Origin of the sequence: Paenibacillus sp. DMB5, assembly GCF_001517085.1 — a bacterium.
Classification (GTDB): domain Bacteria; phylum Bacillota; class Bacilli; order Paenibacillales; family Paenibacillaceae; genus Paenibacillus_AQ.
Genome location: NZ_LRAC01000024.1, coordinates 14,970 through 28,978, shown reverse-complemented (window position 1 = coordinate 28,978; position 14,009 = coordinate 14,970). Strand labels below are relative to the sequence as shown.

General features: G+C 42.3%; 12 protein-coding genes. All 12 read right to left on the bottom strand.

All coding sequences use genetic code 11. The annotated features are described in order from the left end of the window. Nucleotides 1–2: 2 nt before the first annotated feature. Genes AWJ19_RS05465 through AWJ19_RS05410 form a run of 12 tightly spaced genes read right to left on the bottom strand, consistent with a single transcriptional unit; the run spans nucleotide 3 to nucleotide 13,977 of the window. The gene (locus AWJ19_RS05465; RefSeq protein WP_068722050.1) at nucleotides 3–1,367 is read right to left on the bottom strand and encodes a glycosyltransferase family A protein; all 1,365 of its coding nucleotides are present in this window, start codon (nucleotides 1,365–1,367) and stop codon (nucleotides 3–5) included. Further along, on the bottom strand, nucleotides 1,352–2,710 hold the full coding sequence (locus AWJ19_RS05460) for a glycosyltransferase family 2 protein (RefSeq protein ID WP_068722049.1): 1,359 nt from the start codon (nucleotides 2,708–2,710) through the stop codon (nucleotides 1,352–1,354). The genes AWJ19_RS05465 and AWJ19_RS05460 overlap by 16 nt, the downstream gene beginning before the upstream one ends. A 30-nt stretch (nucleotides 2,711–2,740) precedes the next feature. Further along, on the bottom strand, nucleotides 2,741–3,976 hold the full coding sequence (locus AWJ19_RS05455; RefSeq protein ID WP_068722048.1) for a glycosyltransferase: 1,236 nt from the start codon (nucleotides 3,974–3,976) through the stop codon (nucleotides 2,741–2,743). Nucleotides 3,977–3,989: 13 nt separating this feature from the next. Continuing rightward, a complete protein-coding gene (locus AWJ19_RS05450) occupies nucleotides 3,990–5,306 on the bottom strand; it encodes a glycosyltransferase family 2 protein (protein ID WP_068722047.1) in 1,317 nt (438 codons plus the stop codon). 38 nt (nucleotides 5,307–5,344) lie between these two features. Further along, the gene (locus tag AWJ19_RS05445) at nucleotides 5,345–6,691 is read right to left on the bottom strand and encodes a Gfo/Idh/MocA family oxidoreductase (protein WP_068722046.1); all 1,347 of its coding nucleotides are present in this window, start codon (nucleotides 6,689–6,691) and stop codon (nucleotides 5,345–5,347) included. Further along, the gene (locus tag AWJ19_RS05440; protein WP_068722045.1) at nucleotides 6,688–7,473 is read right to left on the bottom strand and encodes an adenylyltransferase/cytidyltransferase family protein; all 786 of its coding nucleotides are present in this window, start codon (nucleotides 7,471–7,473) and stop codon (nucleotides 6,688–6,690) included. The genes AWJ19_RS05445 and AWJ19_RS05440 overlap by 4 nt, the downstream gene beginning before the upstream one ends. A gap of 3 nt (nucleotides 7,474–7,476) precedes the next feature. Continuing rightward, nucleotides 7,477–8,697: a hypothetical protein gene (locus tag AWJ19_RS05435; protein ID WP_068722044.1), complete on the bottom strand. Its 1,221-nt coding sequence runs from the start codon at nucleotides 8,695–8,697 to the stop codon at nucleotides 7,477–7,479. Nucleotides 8,698–8,722: 25 nt separating this feature from the next. Next, complete coding sequence (locus tag AWJ19_RS05430; RefSeq protein WP_157889946.1) at nucleotides 8,723–9,181, bottom strand: FkbM family methyltransferase; 459 nt, start codon at nucleotides 9,179–9,181, stop codon at nucleotides 8,723–8,725. Then, a complete protein-coding gene (locus AWJ19_RS05425; RefSeq protein WP_068722043.1) occupies nucleotides 9,159–9,866 on the bottom strand; it encodes a hypothetical protein in 708 nt (235 codons plus the stop codon). Before AWJ19_RS05425 ends, AWJ19_RS05430 begins: the two co-directional genes overlap by 23 nt. A 17-nt stretch (nucleotides 9,867–9,883) precedes the next feature. Continuing rightward, nucleotides 9,884–11,269 carry a glycosyltransferase family 2 protein gene (locus AWJ19_RS05420; RefSeq protein WP_068722042.1) on the bottom strand — a complete coding sequence of 462 codons (1,386 nt, stop codon included), beginning with the start codon at nucleotides 11,267–11,269 and terminating at the stop codon, nucleotides 9,884–9,886. Then, nucleotides 11,259–12,425 (bottom strand): LicD family protein, encoded by a 1,167-nt coding sequence (locus AWJ19_RS05415; protein ID WP_068722041.1) that lies wholly within the window; start codon nucleotides 12,423–12,425, stop codon nucleotides 11,259–11,261. Before AWJ19_RS05415 ends, AWJ19_RS05420 begins: the two co-directional genes overlap by 11 nt. Beyond that, nucleotides 12,409–13,977, bottom strand: coding sequence for a hypothetical protein (locus tag AWJ19_RS05410; protein WP_068722040.1), 1,569 nt, complete (start codon nucleotides 13,975–13,977; stop codon nucleotides 12,409–12,411). Before AWJ19_RS05410 ends, AWJ19_RS05415 begins: the two co-directional genes overlap by 17 nt. Nucleotides 13,978–14,009 lie beyond the last annotated feature (32 nt).

The window sequence follows — 14,009 nt, the reverse complement described above, 5'->3', positions numbered from 1 at the left end:
AATTACACTTCCTTGTTATTGATATTAACGATCAATTCTGGAAAATATTCAGCACCCAAGTCATTTAGCACATCTTGAAAATAGAAAACATTGCATTCCGTTTTACGCAGCTCGCGCTCCACATCCAGATTTCCATACATTAATATAATTACCGTATCCTCTCTCGTCAGCGACCCGAAATCAGGTATCACAAGAGGAATATCTAATATTTGGTCATAACCCTGTGCTTTTATATCCCAGACTTCGTCTGGAACGATGTTGCATTTTATAAAATCTTCAAGTGTACTCTTGGCCACAAAACCGGCCCCATATGCTATCAAACGACTTTGTGTTCTTCGTATAATGGTGAGAGTATCTTTTTTGGGAGGAGAGTATTGTGTCAGATAGTTGCTGACCGCATAGAACAACGTAGAATAACCAGCTTCTTCTATGCGCTTCTCATTTAATAAGCATGGTAATAATCCGCTAGCTTTCACAGTCTGTACAAATTGATTTATATAAAAATCTTTATAGCTTTCCAAGTGAGGGTTACGGTTTATCCGCCTTACCAAAAATGCATCCTTATATATAGCTTCTATTTTACAAAAAAAGTCCAATTCAGATGGCTCAACACAATGTTTTAACGTGTTTTGAGACAATACGCATCTGCTCTCTGCATATTTATCAATAGTCTCCATGCTGGTTTGGGATGTAACGATCGAATCCTCTCGTAAAATGTACGAGTATAACGGCCTTCTCAAATGCAGGACAAAATCCTCTGAAGCCAGTATGGGCAACCAAATCTGCGGCTCTTGTGTGTTGCTTTGATTAGTTATAAAGGTTTCAATGAGCTGTAATTCGGTTATTATTGAAGCACGAAATACAATTAACGCCACATTTGTCAAAAACTTTCCTAGTATATACTTTTTTAACAAATTCCGATTATAATTAGATACTACGTTTATCTCCGGAATGTTCAATTTAGGAGAAAACCCCATATCCCACCGATTTTTCACGACATCGCAAACAACACAATTTATATGAGGAAATTGACGTAAAGCATTCACCATGGCTGAAACGTATTCTTCATGAAGCAAATCATCACAATCAGGCATACATACAAATTCCCCGGTAACTAGCTTCAAACCATTTCTGACAGCTGCTGCTACTCCCTGATTCTCCTGATCCCAAATAATGACTTCATAACCCCGGGCTATAAGTTTATCCTCATATTGAGCTATTACATCTCTAGTGCCGTCGTTACTGCCGTCGTTTACCAGAATGATCTCAATGTTATCCCATTTCTGTGAAAGAACAGAATCCAGCATTCCGGAGATATAGTTAACTTTGTTATAGCATGAAACGATCATGCTTACTTTTGGTTGCATGAGTCTGCTCCTTCTGGCGATAATGCAATTGAATCATTGTAGAAGCCAGGGAATTTAATAGAAGCTGCATATGTTAATATCTCATCATAAGTTACTATCGTACACTCTTGCTTATGAAGAGCTGCGGAAATATCAAGGACTATTTCATAGTTAGACGGAAAAATCAGAACAGTATCATCAGCGGACAAGCCTGCAGCATCCGGAAGTTTAACGGCAACTCCGTCTCCGCTATTGTCCCACAATTCATGCGGTTCAAGCGATGTCCCCTTCAGGTATCCCAGACTTGAACGTCCGTTTTTCCCAAGAGCTCCCCAAGCAATAATACGGCCGGGTCTTTTGGAAATCTCCCCAGGCTTATTACCAAAGATATTATCTGAAATGGCAGTGAACAGCAGCTGCGGGCTCGCCGTATGTTCCTCATTTATTTGCGGGCTTGGTACAAAGACATGATTCACAACATCTATTGTTTCCTGCCGTAATAATTTCAGCTTTAACGAATCCGTCTGATTAAATCGATCGAATAGTAGCAGCATTCGTCTCAATCGGCTCAGTTTGGCTAAGAACATTATCCTCTTGTTCTGCGGTTCTAGTTCACATAACCACTCTGCCGTTTTATCAACGATTATATGATATTGTTCATAATACTTTTCATAATCATCAATGTTCTTCCTGATTGACATTTGCATTTCATTTTGTACATACCGGTAGAGCGGAACCCGAAAGTGCTTGATCTTGCCCCGATTGGCTGCTAAGGGTAATACGTATTGAGGTTCCTGAGTCCTGTTAATTGTATAGAAATAATGATCAATCATACCACTGTTAATCAGATATTCACTACGCACCATGTAATTCCAAACAACATCCGCTATCCTGCCAAAAAAGAAGCTTTCGAGCAGATTAGATAAGATTTTTTCATGATTCTCAGCTTTACAGTAATTATGATACACGGTTCGATCATTGTATACATACCAAAAGTCACAAACGGCCCAATCATACTCAGGGTTCGAAGATAGCCAACCAGCCATCGTTGACACATATTCCGGTTCAAGCTCGTCATCTGCATCAACCTGACATACAAATTGACCGCTTATGCGCTTGAGTCCTTCGTGCACGGCGGCGGGTAATCCCCGATTTTCCTGTTCAATGATGATTACTTCAAAACCCCTGGCCTTAAACTTAGGTTCATATCCCAAAAGGACATGATGAGTATGATCAGTAGATCCATCATTCACCAGAATCAGCTCAATATTATCCCATTTTTGGGCGATGATGGAATCGAACATTTTGTGCATATATTTACCTTTGTTATAACAAGGAATAACTATACTTACTTTTGGATCCATCATCATTCTCCCATCTACAATCTTCAATCTTCAACTAAAGTATTCCAAATATTTATTAATGCCGTCCGTGCCATCATATTTAGCATTGCTTTGAGAAAGCCTTGTACGCTCCCCTGAATTTTGAAGCAGTTCAATAATGGCATGCGCCAATTGTTCAGCATCAAAGCTGCATACTCTCCCATTAATACCATCCTCAATCTGCTCTCTGGCAGAGGAGAAATCAGTCGTTACGATGGGACAGTTCATGCTCATTGCCTCTTCTATTGAGAGCGGGCGGCCTTCAAACACAGATGTTTGAACATATAAAGTACAGTTTTTATAATATGGGAAAGGATTTGGCCTCTCACCGAGAAAACGGACATAATCTTGCAACTGCATCGTTTCAATCAAACTTTGGCATTTTTCTGTATAAGACTTTACCTGATGGCTTCCAAGAACAAACCAGCGAAAATCGATACCGGCATCCTTCAATTTCGCGGCCGTTTGGATAAGTAATTCAATTCCCTTTTGCGGGTGAATTCTTGCGATCGTTAATAAGTTATTTTCGCATTGTTGATACTCTTGAGGATAAAATTCTTCCGACTGTCTAAGCATAAGAGCTTTATTATTAATGTTAATTAAAACTTTAACCCGATCAGCTAGATCAGGGAAATATGAACAAAAGGATTCGGCATTTTGGTTTGCAATACAAACAATGCCATCCATTTGATCATAATAAGATTTTTCACAGCGATATAAGGAGTCTTCATTCTTAAACTCTATTTCTGCTTTGATATCCAGATGCATAAATACAAACTTCTTTTTTGAAGAAACCCTATCTGCTACTATTTTTAAAGGAAGCATATTCGTAAACGCTATCGCGGCATCATATCCATGATACTCTGGACATATGGTTTTCAAAATGCTCCAATTTTCTTCAAAACGCACACCCATAGATTGCTTTTTAAATTCCGCATCCATATTGCGATCATGAATGAAATTTTTAACTTTAACACTTTCGGTCTGGCCTGCTGCTTCCAGTTCTTCCATGAGTTCAGGCGACCAGCTTGAATATTGCTTAAGGAATGGAAGGACATTAACGTGCTCAGGGATCATGTCAAACATCTTCGCATTATCCTGATCATCATTGAAAAGTAAAAGATTTATCTCATACTTATCAGAAGGAAACAACTCAAAAAAGTTGAGCAGAAATCTTTCAACGCCACCGCAAGTTATAAAGGAAGTATAGACAACCAGCATTTTTATCTTTGTATGATTATTGTCCAAAGCAGTCACAACCTTAACTCAGGTAATTTTCTTTAACGTAATGAGATAAATAGAGTTTGATATCTTCCGCACCAATTACGTGAGCTGACGAGGATTCTTTAACATAACTTAGAACTTGCTCCGCCTTTGGGAAAACAAGCACTATGTCCTCTTCTCCGAGGGAATGAAAGTCCGGCTTTTTTACGGCTTCCCCATCGCCTGAGATGTCCCACAGCTCTGTTGGCCCAATCGGTGTATGCTTCAACAACGGGATCAACGCTATTGCGGCCTTTCCCAATGCTCCATAACCAATAATCCGACTATTAGATGTAATAGGTATGTCTCTAGCTGGAACATTAAGAAGTTTATTTTTTACTGCGCGAATAAATAGTTCTTCTTTTCCAATCAGATCATCTCTTGTAATAGGAGTGGATGGTACACAAACTGTGTTTATTGTTTCAACCAAATCATCAAGAGCTTGTGTAAGATATGGATGACCATCCGATAATCCCTTGGCATGTCTATATAGGTTGATATGTTTCGACAGTAGTGAGACAGCCATGATTTGTTGTTTCTTGTTAAAGTCTGCAATACTCTCCGGCAGGTGACTTACAGCGATCTTAGCAAGCCGATTATATTCATCGTAGAATCTTTGCGCCTGTTCGAACTTCACATGGTGGGAATGGCCAATGTCTCCTACATTGAAATGGTATAGCGCCAAGGGGAAATATTTATATTTCCCATGATACATGGTAAGTGGAATGATATAACCTGGCTCATGGGAACCCTTGGTATCTGTGTAATACGTTTGTACAATCTTACATTTATTCAAATATTCTGCTCTCACTAAATAAACCCACACTTCCGAACGAATATCGGTCAGTATATATCGTTCAGTATATAGAGGTTCTTCCGTTTGCAGTTCGCTGAAATGGGAAGGCTTAAACTCTTTACTTGTTCCGCTGCCTGTATATAGGACTGCATCGCAAATGCAATAGTCATAATCTTTATTTTCTTCTAACCATCCGGCCATAGTAGAGACATATTGGGGATCTAGCTCGTCATCGCTGTCCACCATACAGATATAATCGCCAGTAGCCAGAGCAAGACCTGCTTTGGCAGCGGCACATACTCCGGCATTTAATTGATCTTCAATTATGACCTCAAACCCGCGCATGCGGAACTTAGGCTCATATTCAGCTATTACCTCACGTGTACCATCAGTAGAACCGTCATTTACAAGTATTAATTCAATGTTATTCCATTCTTGAGCCAAAATAGAATCAAACATTTCTCCAATATATTTTACTTTATTATAGCAGGGCATAACCATACTTACTTTGCTTTGCATCGGACTACCTTCTTCCAAATCAGAGTCTGCACGATTCTCTAGGATTCCCCAATTCTGTTCTGCAAAAACTGTTCCATAACCTTCGCCATTGTAATAGACTCCTCAGCAGTCAGCTTATAGTTACGTCTTGCCGGTTCGTTAATATTGCGGACAAAGTCAGCGAGCTCAAAGCGGATTCCATACCCGGGAAACGGCGCAGAGAAGCTTTCATTGTTATCCAGATTTTCGTAACATACCTCGAACGTTTTCGTCAGCCACCAGGGTGATTTCACTTGAATGTATCCTTTAGTGCCGGAAACAAGCAATTGTCCCTCACTTTTAACACCTATGCCTGTCTTCACTGTGGCAATTGCATCTTCAAAGCGGAAGTATGCCTTTGTATAGATATCCACACCATTATTGTCTTTAAAGGAATCAAACCGCAGGTCACTGTATTTCGTTCCAAGCAGCTTCAGGATGGGCAATAAATTATAGCTCGCAAGCTCTGTAAAACTTCCACCGACAAAAGGGAGATATTCCCTCGCAGCAGGGTCACTGGGGATAAGCTTTGTGAATGTGGCTTCCACATCATATATTTTGCCAATCCGCCCGCTTTTAGCGATTGCCAGGAGATTAAGAAAGCTCGGGGCATAGGCTGTTTTGATGGCTTCCATTAATACAAGACCCGTTTGCTGTGCCATTTCATACAGCTCGCGTGCTTCATTTTCGCGTAAAACCATTGGCTTTTCGCAAAGCACGTGTTTCCCTGCCAGCAAAGCCTGGCGGGCGTATTCATAATGGGTTTCATGAGGCGAGGCAATATATACACCATCAATATCATCAAGAAAAGCTTCATACTGATCGAAGGCCTTTGCCAGTTCAAACCGGTTGGCGAAAGCTTCAGCGCTGCTTAGACGTGGATTAAATACCGATGTCACCGAGATCCCGCTTACAAACTTCACTTCAGCCATGGTTCTCTCTGCTATACGGCCGCTTCCAACGATACCAAGCCGAATGCTCCTGTTCCGTTCAATTCGCAGTTCTGTGCTTGAAATATCTTTTGTTCGTTCGAGATAAACAACCTCGCAATATTCATTTAAATAGTCGAATGTGCCGCGCCAATCCGATCCGACAACGAAAATATCGATGTTAAATTTTTGAACGTCTCCAATCTTCTGGCTCTCATGATCTTCCACAATAATTTCATCGGCGTAGCCGCAGCTTCGCACATTGTCAATACGACGCATTAAGGAATCCACGACATTCATTTTGCCCCGTTGAATGTCGTATTGTTCCGTTGTAACACCTACGATGAGATAATCACCGAGCGCCTTCGCACGTTCGAGCAACCGGCGGTGGCCTTCATGAAATAAATCAAAGGTTCCGTATGTTATCACTTTTTTCATATAATCCTCCCCGGTTCGATGCCTAATGAACGTAAACGCGATAAAATCTGTGAATGATATACTGTAGAAGCAATCACTATACGGTCATAGTCCTTTGCAAAAAAGCGCACTTCCTCAGGGGTCAGACAGCGTTTTCCCTCAAATATATCGCCAGGCTTTGCGTAAGTATCTGCAAATGCGACAACCTTACAGAAGTCCAAAGCGGAAAGCTGCCGGGCGTATTGCTCACCGACTTTGCCGATTCCATAGATGATGATCCGCTCGTTTTTATCCACCTTATCAAAGGGAAATAAATAATGAATACCGGCATCCATTCTTCTTGCCATATCTGCATGCTCAGCTCTGGGAGGCAGGGTGATTTCCTGCAAGCGGCTGGTTGACACTTCTTGGGTGTATGGAAAGAAAACCAGGTCAACCCCCACTGCCTTAAGTTCTTCCTCATCATGCCCCCAACCGTCAGCAAGGTGATCGTCTCCGCTGAACATAACATCAAATCCGTACTTTTCCAGAGCAGTGAATTTATAAATTAAGGGCTCTGTCGTTACATCAACTTCATCCACATATTTGAGCGCCCCCACAATTTCCAGACGTTCCTTAAGCGGTATGGTTGGCCATTTATTTTTGCGCTTCGAGATTAGCTCATCTGTAAGAACACCAACAATCAGCTTGTTGCACCGTTCCTTCGATCGGCGGATTAAATGAAGATGCCCCATATGGAACATATCAAATGCACCTGAAATGTATCCGATATTCCAATGTTTGTTGGTATCCGTGGCTAACATCCTTTATTCCTCCGAAATATCAAAATGTTGTTTGTTCTGATCATAAAAATCATCAATTAATGCCGGGTTGTTCAGCTTTCCGTAACTGTAGTGCCCAGCCAAAACATTTTCAGCGATAATGAATGAATAAAAATGCGTATGACTCAAGAAAAACACGGCCAGATCGTGTTCGTCACTCCCCAAACCAGAGCCTTCCGTAACCCTAAAGCCCCCCATTTGCTCCCAAATGCTGCGTTTGAATAAAATCGCGCCGATTGAAAATCGATGCGGGCACACGAAGTAGGAATAAGGCATGCTGCTTAATTTTTTGGAGGTTTCGTCCAAAGGTAAGGTATGCTCCCATAAGAAGAGTGTTTCTTCGGTCTTCCCCATAAAATGAGTATTAAAGTCATAATAGGCTCTTCCAAATTCATTCTCGAATTCATTCAGACAATTCATTTTCTCCATAAACCGAACGTAACCATGAACATTGACTGGAATCAAAGGGGCGACTATACCGACCCGATACCGAGAATTACGCTCCAAGTCCATGTGGGTATACATTAAACCTTCGAAAAAGCCTTCGCAAATGAACATGTCTTCGTCGAGCTTATAGATATATTCGGCATTTGAGTGAAGCTTGATAGCTATGTTTTGTATTAAAGACAGATTGTTTGTTTTGGTTGATAAATAGGACCACTGGTTGTCCCTGCACAATTCGCTAAGCTCGGGAACGTATTTCCCTGATGACATTACGCAGACATCAATATCATCCGGCACAAACCGCTTAATACGCTTAAATACAATGTCCCACAGCTTTTCTTTGTAGCCTGCAAGCACCAGTAAGGTTTTGTTAACATGCTTCCGCTTATCCTCGAATGTAAAAGGATCATAGAGTTTTTTGGCAGAGAATGACCCCCAGTTGCAAACGATAATCTCGCAGCGTTCTAATAGATGGAGAGCCTTTAATTGCTCAGTAAACTCATATGCGAGATTGGGCGAGGTTACAATAATGCAGAATTCACCCTCTTCTTCACAAAATTTCTGCGGAGCAACTACAGGAATATCGTGTATGGTTTTACCTTGCATTTCATTTGAATTATCACAAATATACAATATTTGATCCGTCTTCTGGTATTGTAAAAACAACCTGGTATATTGGCCAGAGGGGAACAATACAAGTTTTTTGTTTTTAATTGAAGAAAGATCGTTTATTGCTTCCCCTTTTATAAAAAAGCTCTCCATGTGATTGGCTCCCCACATACAATAATTATTTTATTAAACGCTCCGAAGGAACAGCGTATAGAATCAAATCCCATAATACGGAGTCGGTGTATTTTCTAACATAAAATTGATAGTCTAAATCAAGTTCATGTAAGTAATGTGGTATTTCATAAAGGTCTTCACCTTTATGATACAGGCAAATCGCCAGGATGGGACGATGCTTCTTAATGGTCTCTTCTGCTCCACGTAGAGCGGCAAGTTCGGTCCCTTCCACATCCATCTTTATATATGTCGGCACAATACCGGATAATTCACTGTCCAAGGTAGAGATTTCAATAGTAACCTCGCTAACTAAATCTGTAATCCGATTAGCAAGAGGATGATCCGCCACATAAAAGAATGTCGAACCGCACACATCCCCTACAGCTTTATTTATTGGATGAACCGGAATATTTACCTTCTCGATGGATTTCTGTAACGTTTTAAACGTATCCGGCGCGTTCAAATGCAGTAATTCCTCGCACATCCGGATACATTTCAGCAAACTGCAGAACAGTATCGCCTGTATATGCACCGCAATCTACAATATAATCTGATTCTGTAAGCTCGAATAGCTCAGAGGCGATATATTGCCACTTAGCATCAAACCACGGAGCGGACAACGGCTTTATTTTTAATCCGCTTTCGATGAAATCATAGTAGGTGCTTTTTGACAGGCTGTCTTGCAGCATAGACATCACATCCATACACTTTGAAGCATTGGTTAAGCACGCTGTACCCATTTCAAGCGCCCTGGAAATCTCAAAAGGAACGAAATAAATGTCCTTTGCGTCAAATCCCATTTGTACCATCCCATCAAGAAACGTCTTCTTCACCTTCGGATCGTGATTAAGAATGACAGGAGTAACAAACAGAAGAATATTAGACTTAGCTGCCTCGTCCGGGAGATGCACCGGAAGTCCCTTACGTGTAACGCCTGTACCACCGATTCCTGCATCTATAAAGAAATCAATTGGGACTTCACTTTGACGAAAATAGTTAAGCCAATTAAGCCCCCACTCTCCGGCACCATATAGAACAATTTTCCTTCCGCTTAACACTGCTTGTCTTGTCAAATGAATTAATGTTGGGGCAATAAGCGAATCGATCGATGTATCTAACAAATTTTTAAGCTTTGCTTCAAAGGACATACGATGACTTCCTCTCGTTATTGGCTGGATGAGTAATTAAATGTACACTCGGGCGTAATTTCAGGAAATCTGTTCCGAAATAAAAATTCACGTAAGAACTCTAAATCAATTGTCTTATTCCCATGGCTTCTCTCTCGCACAAAATGCAAAATTTCGGCGGATTTCGGCAATATCATGATAATATCATCTTTTTCCAGTTCTTCGAATTTAGGTTTTGTTACACTATTACCCAAAAACTTACTATCCGTGTCGGCACCCATATCCCAGTAAAGCTGCGGCTCTAATACAGTTCCTGCAAGCTGCGGCAGTATAGAACTTGCTACTTTTCCAAGTACACCATAAGCGATTACCCTTGAACCTTGATTTAGCTGAGGTATCGTTAGCTTGTCCGAATCTAAAATAAGTTCATCAAGTATATCCATAAGATCCATGTACACGCTAGACTTAAAGACATCAGGATGGAATTGAGGTTTTGGGCTAAACAATTCGTCAATCAGCTCTGTTGCATTGCCTGCAACTTCATCTATGAATGGCTCCCTGTTGCTTACAGCTTGTACTCCTGAGTCCATATCGTTCAGGTGGTACAGATAATCCTTGATTTTACCTAACTTAACTAGAGCAAACAATCTATCTTTTTCTTCCCGGTTTAGATCTGCACGTTCAATGGACCAGTTATACAGATAAGAGTAGTCCGTATAATATTTGTCCACCTTATCGTACGAGTCAAATGAATACATATCACTGGCAAAGCGGTTGAATCTGTACAGAGGTTCTTCAAAACACTTCAGCTTGCCGCCGCCAAGCATGAAGGGAACAGCAAATAAAGGCTCATATGTTTTTCTTCGTTCAGTGCAGAAGTTTTCAATCAGACGGCAGCTTTTCACATAGCTAATTCTCGCCATGTATACCCATGATGTTGTAATAATTTTCCGCAAAATATGCCGTTCCAACAGCTGCTTGTTATCCGACATCGGAGCCGCACTGGTTACGGCCTGAGGTTCTACTTTACCGTCTTTCACTACATAGGGTCTGTAAGAACATGCCGTCCATTCATAATCCTCGTGCTCGTCCAGCCAGCCTGCCATCATCGAAACATATTCCGGTTCAAGGTTGTCATCACAGTCTACAAGACAGAAATAATCCCCTGTCATCTTAATCAGCCCCGCATACACGGCTGCACAGCAGCCTGCATTAGCTTGATCGACAACAACAACCTCATAGCCCCGGGCACGCAGCTTGGGCTCGTATTCGGAGATTACCACACGAGTGCCATCGTTAGAGCCGTCATTGACGAGAATGACCTCAAGGTTATCCCATACTTGTGCAATTACACTTTCCAGCATTGCCCCGATATCTTTGACTTTGTTGTAACAGGGTACAACCATGCTCACTTTACTTTGCATTGTTTAAACACCTCGTATATTTTAAGCCGTCAATAAAAAAGTAGTGCTCGAATATATTCATATCCTCAAGCTGTTTGGCTATCTCTTTATGATAAATACTTGCGATAATGAGCCGTGAGTTATCATCCATTAGAGCAGGCAATTCGGAAGGAGGCCGCACGGGAACACCATATGCCAAACTCCCCCATGCTGCTTTACGATTATCAAAAGCGCAAACGACATTCAATCCTTGGCTATAACGCTCCATCCAAATTCTCAGACTATCGCCTGCACCAAAAATGTATACCTTTTTATCTTCAATATCACTTAGCATGTCTGTGTACCGGCTGACATACTCTTTATATGACCGGCCTAAATCTACAATGCTATGTTCCCTATGCTTTGGTCTGCGATCTTTCACATCCGGCTCGTATAGTCCGCCAGGATAAGCTGCAATTAACGTTTCCTTGAAGGCTGCAGGTACTGGAACTTTCATATCCTCAAAGTCCATTTCCACACTTTCCGCAAACCATTCCTTGTCATATACCCTCCTACCACGCTCACCCATCAGGACCGGGATAGAGTAATATAATTGGTTAGAGTACTTAGAACAGAAGCGATCATACCGTCTAGCAAGATAATCATATTGTCCGGATATGCCCCCGGCACCGTAGCAAAATTCTTCTTTACCTTCAGGAATTTCAGCCCCCTCGCATTCATCAAGGGCAGCCGATGCATACATTTGTAAATGCATCTTCCATGCTGTTTCCTGAACACATCTGGCAGCATCGCTGCCCGGCATATCGTCAAGAGGAAGAATGTCGATATAAGCCCCCATGTGGCCGCCCTTAGTGTGCCCGTTAGGAAAATTAGAGAGAACAGCTGTGTCACTTCGCCGCAGCCTCATAAATCGTGGAGCAGCGGCAGGATCATTTTGTGGTGTCTGCAGGAAATAGGGTTCGTTAAACCAGTGCTGCGAAAGCCTGAGACGATCATATTCCTTACGCGGCAAAGCAATATCAATATCGTCATCCCAAGGGATGAACCCTTTATGGCGTACCGCGCCGAGCAGAGTTCCAAACATCACGAACCAGTTCAGCTCTTCACGCTTGGCGACTCTGGCAAATTCTTTTAGAATATCAAGCTCGACGGCCTGCAACTCACTTAGCTTGTTCATTAATTAATTCTCCCAAGGTATATATAGGTACATTTACTCTCCCGCTTAGGTCTTTTTTGATGTCTTCGCCTTCAAGGTTGCTTACAATTAAAACGTCACAGCTGCTGCCCAATAGTAAACCTTCAAGACTTCCATTATTTTGAAGATTTTTATCAATCACAGCTGTTACGTCGATTCCGCTATCGTTAAAAACTTGAAACAATGTCTTTCCGCGCAATCCAAATCCGTAAATTGCCGGGCGGTCAAATCCCAGCTCACGCAGTTTTTTGGCTGCAGGGAGAAGCCTATAATAACGATACGCAATTTCCGGCGGCCGCCTCGAAATATTCTCCATTGACCGCTCCGTTTCCAGCTCCAGCGGTAGCGTCATGTCACCGAATACTTCGGTTCGTGTTTGGAGATCAGCCTGTTTTGATAAAACATCAAACTGCTCCGAAAGGCCATAGCGTGCTTTAAGCAGCTCAAGCCAGGCATCTCTGCGGGAGTCCATACCGAAAGCCGGTGAATATAGAAGCGCCCACAAAGCCCTGGTAAGGGCAATATCAGGCGAGGCATCTTCCCAATAATATTCCTGATCTATAAAGATAAGCTCATCGTTCTCTTTATCGTAAAAACAATTCGCGGGAACAAGCTCCCAAAAGCATTTACCGCTCTTTGCAGCCCTCATGATAGCTTCCCGGATACGGTCAAACTGGGAAACCATCTCGTTTACATCAAAGGTTCCATCCGAAAGCTTCTCGGCCCAGTAGTCCCACAGCGTTGGGAAATTCAGCCGCGGCATAACCAACGAATTGCCTTCCATTTTCATAGTAATGACATTTACGCCCAAGCCGGCAAGCTCCTTATGGTTCCTCAAGGTTCTCAGCAAACCTGCCTTCCCGTCGGGATGAAGAGGCGTTTTATGCACCGTACCGTCACCGCGGACTGTTGTGGCAAAGCGCTTGGCGGGCTCACGATAAGCTGTGACTGCAGCATAATCCACGATGCAAGGCGGATCATTCTGACACACCCGAGCCTCCACGAAATAGGCACCGCACATAAACTCAAAGGCTCCGCCGCGGATAACCTCACGGTATAGGAACCGTTCGTCGAATTGCAGAGATACATCGTCTCTTATATATGGAATAAAACGCTGGTTCAAAAATTCGTCAGGAAGGTAGTTTTCCGAGTATACTTCCCGGGTAAAGTAATGATCTGTAAGCGGGTAAAACCACTTTTGCCCTTCAAAGCCCGCAAGCCTTAATCGGGTTTGCAATTCAGCTTTACTGGGGAGAGGGCGCTCTCCGCGGCCAAAGAGTGTATCATAGGGCAAAGCATGATTCGAGGCCCGTTCTCCCGCCCAATATCGCAATGCGAAGGGATTCTCATACACTAAGAGCAAACGGCCGTGAGCACCCAGCTTGTCTTTGTAAGCCGCCAAAGTTTCAATAGAGAGGTCTTTGGGGTCCATGACCCTTTCATAGGCCACCCCGTTTTCAAAGGGATACCAGCTGAAAACCGCATCTTTCCACGGGGAGTTTTCATAGTATTGTTTTAAAGTATCATTTAGCATTGAAAACGCCCCTTTGCTTATTTTGTGAATAC

Coding starts and splice junctions, on each gene's coding strand:
- AWJ19_RS05420 (WP_068722042.1), bottom strand. CDS start 11,269: ATGCAAAGTAAAGTGAGCATGGTTGTACCCTGTTACAACAAAGTCAAA.
- AWJ19_RS05410 (WP_068722040.1), bottom strand. CDS start 13,977: ATGCTAAATGATACTTTAAAACAATACTATGAAAACTCCCCGTGGAAA.
- AWJ19_RS05435 (WP_068722044.1), bottom strand. CDS start 8,697: ATGGAGAGCTTTTTTATAAAAGGGGAAGCAATAAACGATCTTTCTTCA.
- AWJ19_RS05465 (WP_068722050.1), bottom strand. CDS start 1,367: ATGCAACCAAAAGTAAGCATGATCGTTTCATGCTATAACAAAGTTAAC.
- AWJ19_RS05425 (WP_068722043.1), bottom strand. CDS start 9,866: ATGTCCTTTGAAGCAAAGCTTAAAAATTTGTTAGATACATCGATCGAT.
- AWJ19_RS05450 (WP_068722047.1), bottom strand. CDS start 5,306: ATGCAAAGCAAAGTAAGTATGGTTATGCCCTGCTATAATAAAGTAAAA.
- AWJ19_RS05460 (WP_068722049.1), bottom strand. CDS start 2,710: ATGGATCCAAAAGTAAGTATAGTTATTCCTTGTTATAACAAAGGTAAA.
- AWJ19_RS05415 (WP_068722041.1), bottom strand. CDS start 12,425: ATGAACAAGCTAAGTGAGTTGCAGGCCGTCGAGCTTGATATTCTAAAA.
- AWJ19_RS05440 (WP_068722045.1), bottom strand. CDS start 7,473: ATGTTAGCCACGGATACCAACAAACATTGGAATATCGGATACATTTCA.
- AWJ19_RS05445 (WP_068722046.1), bottom strand. CDS start 6,691: ATGAAAAAAGTGATAACATACGGAACCTTTGATTTATTTCATGAAGGC.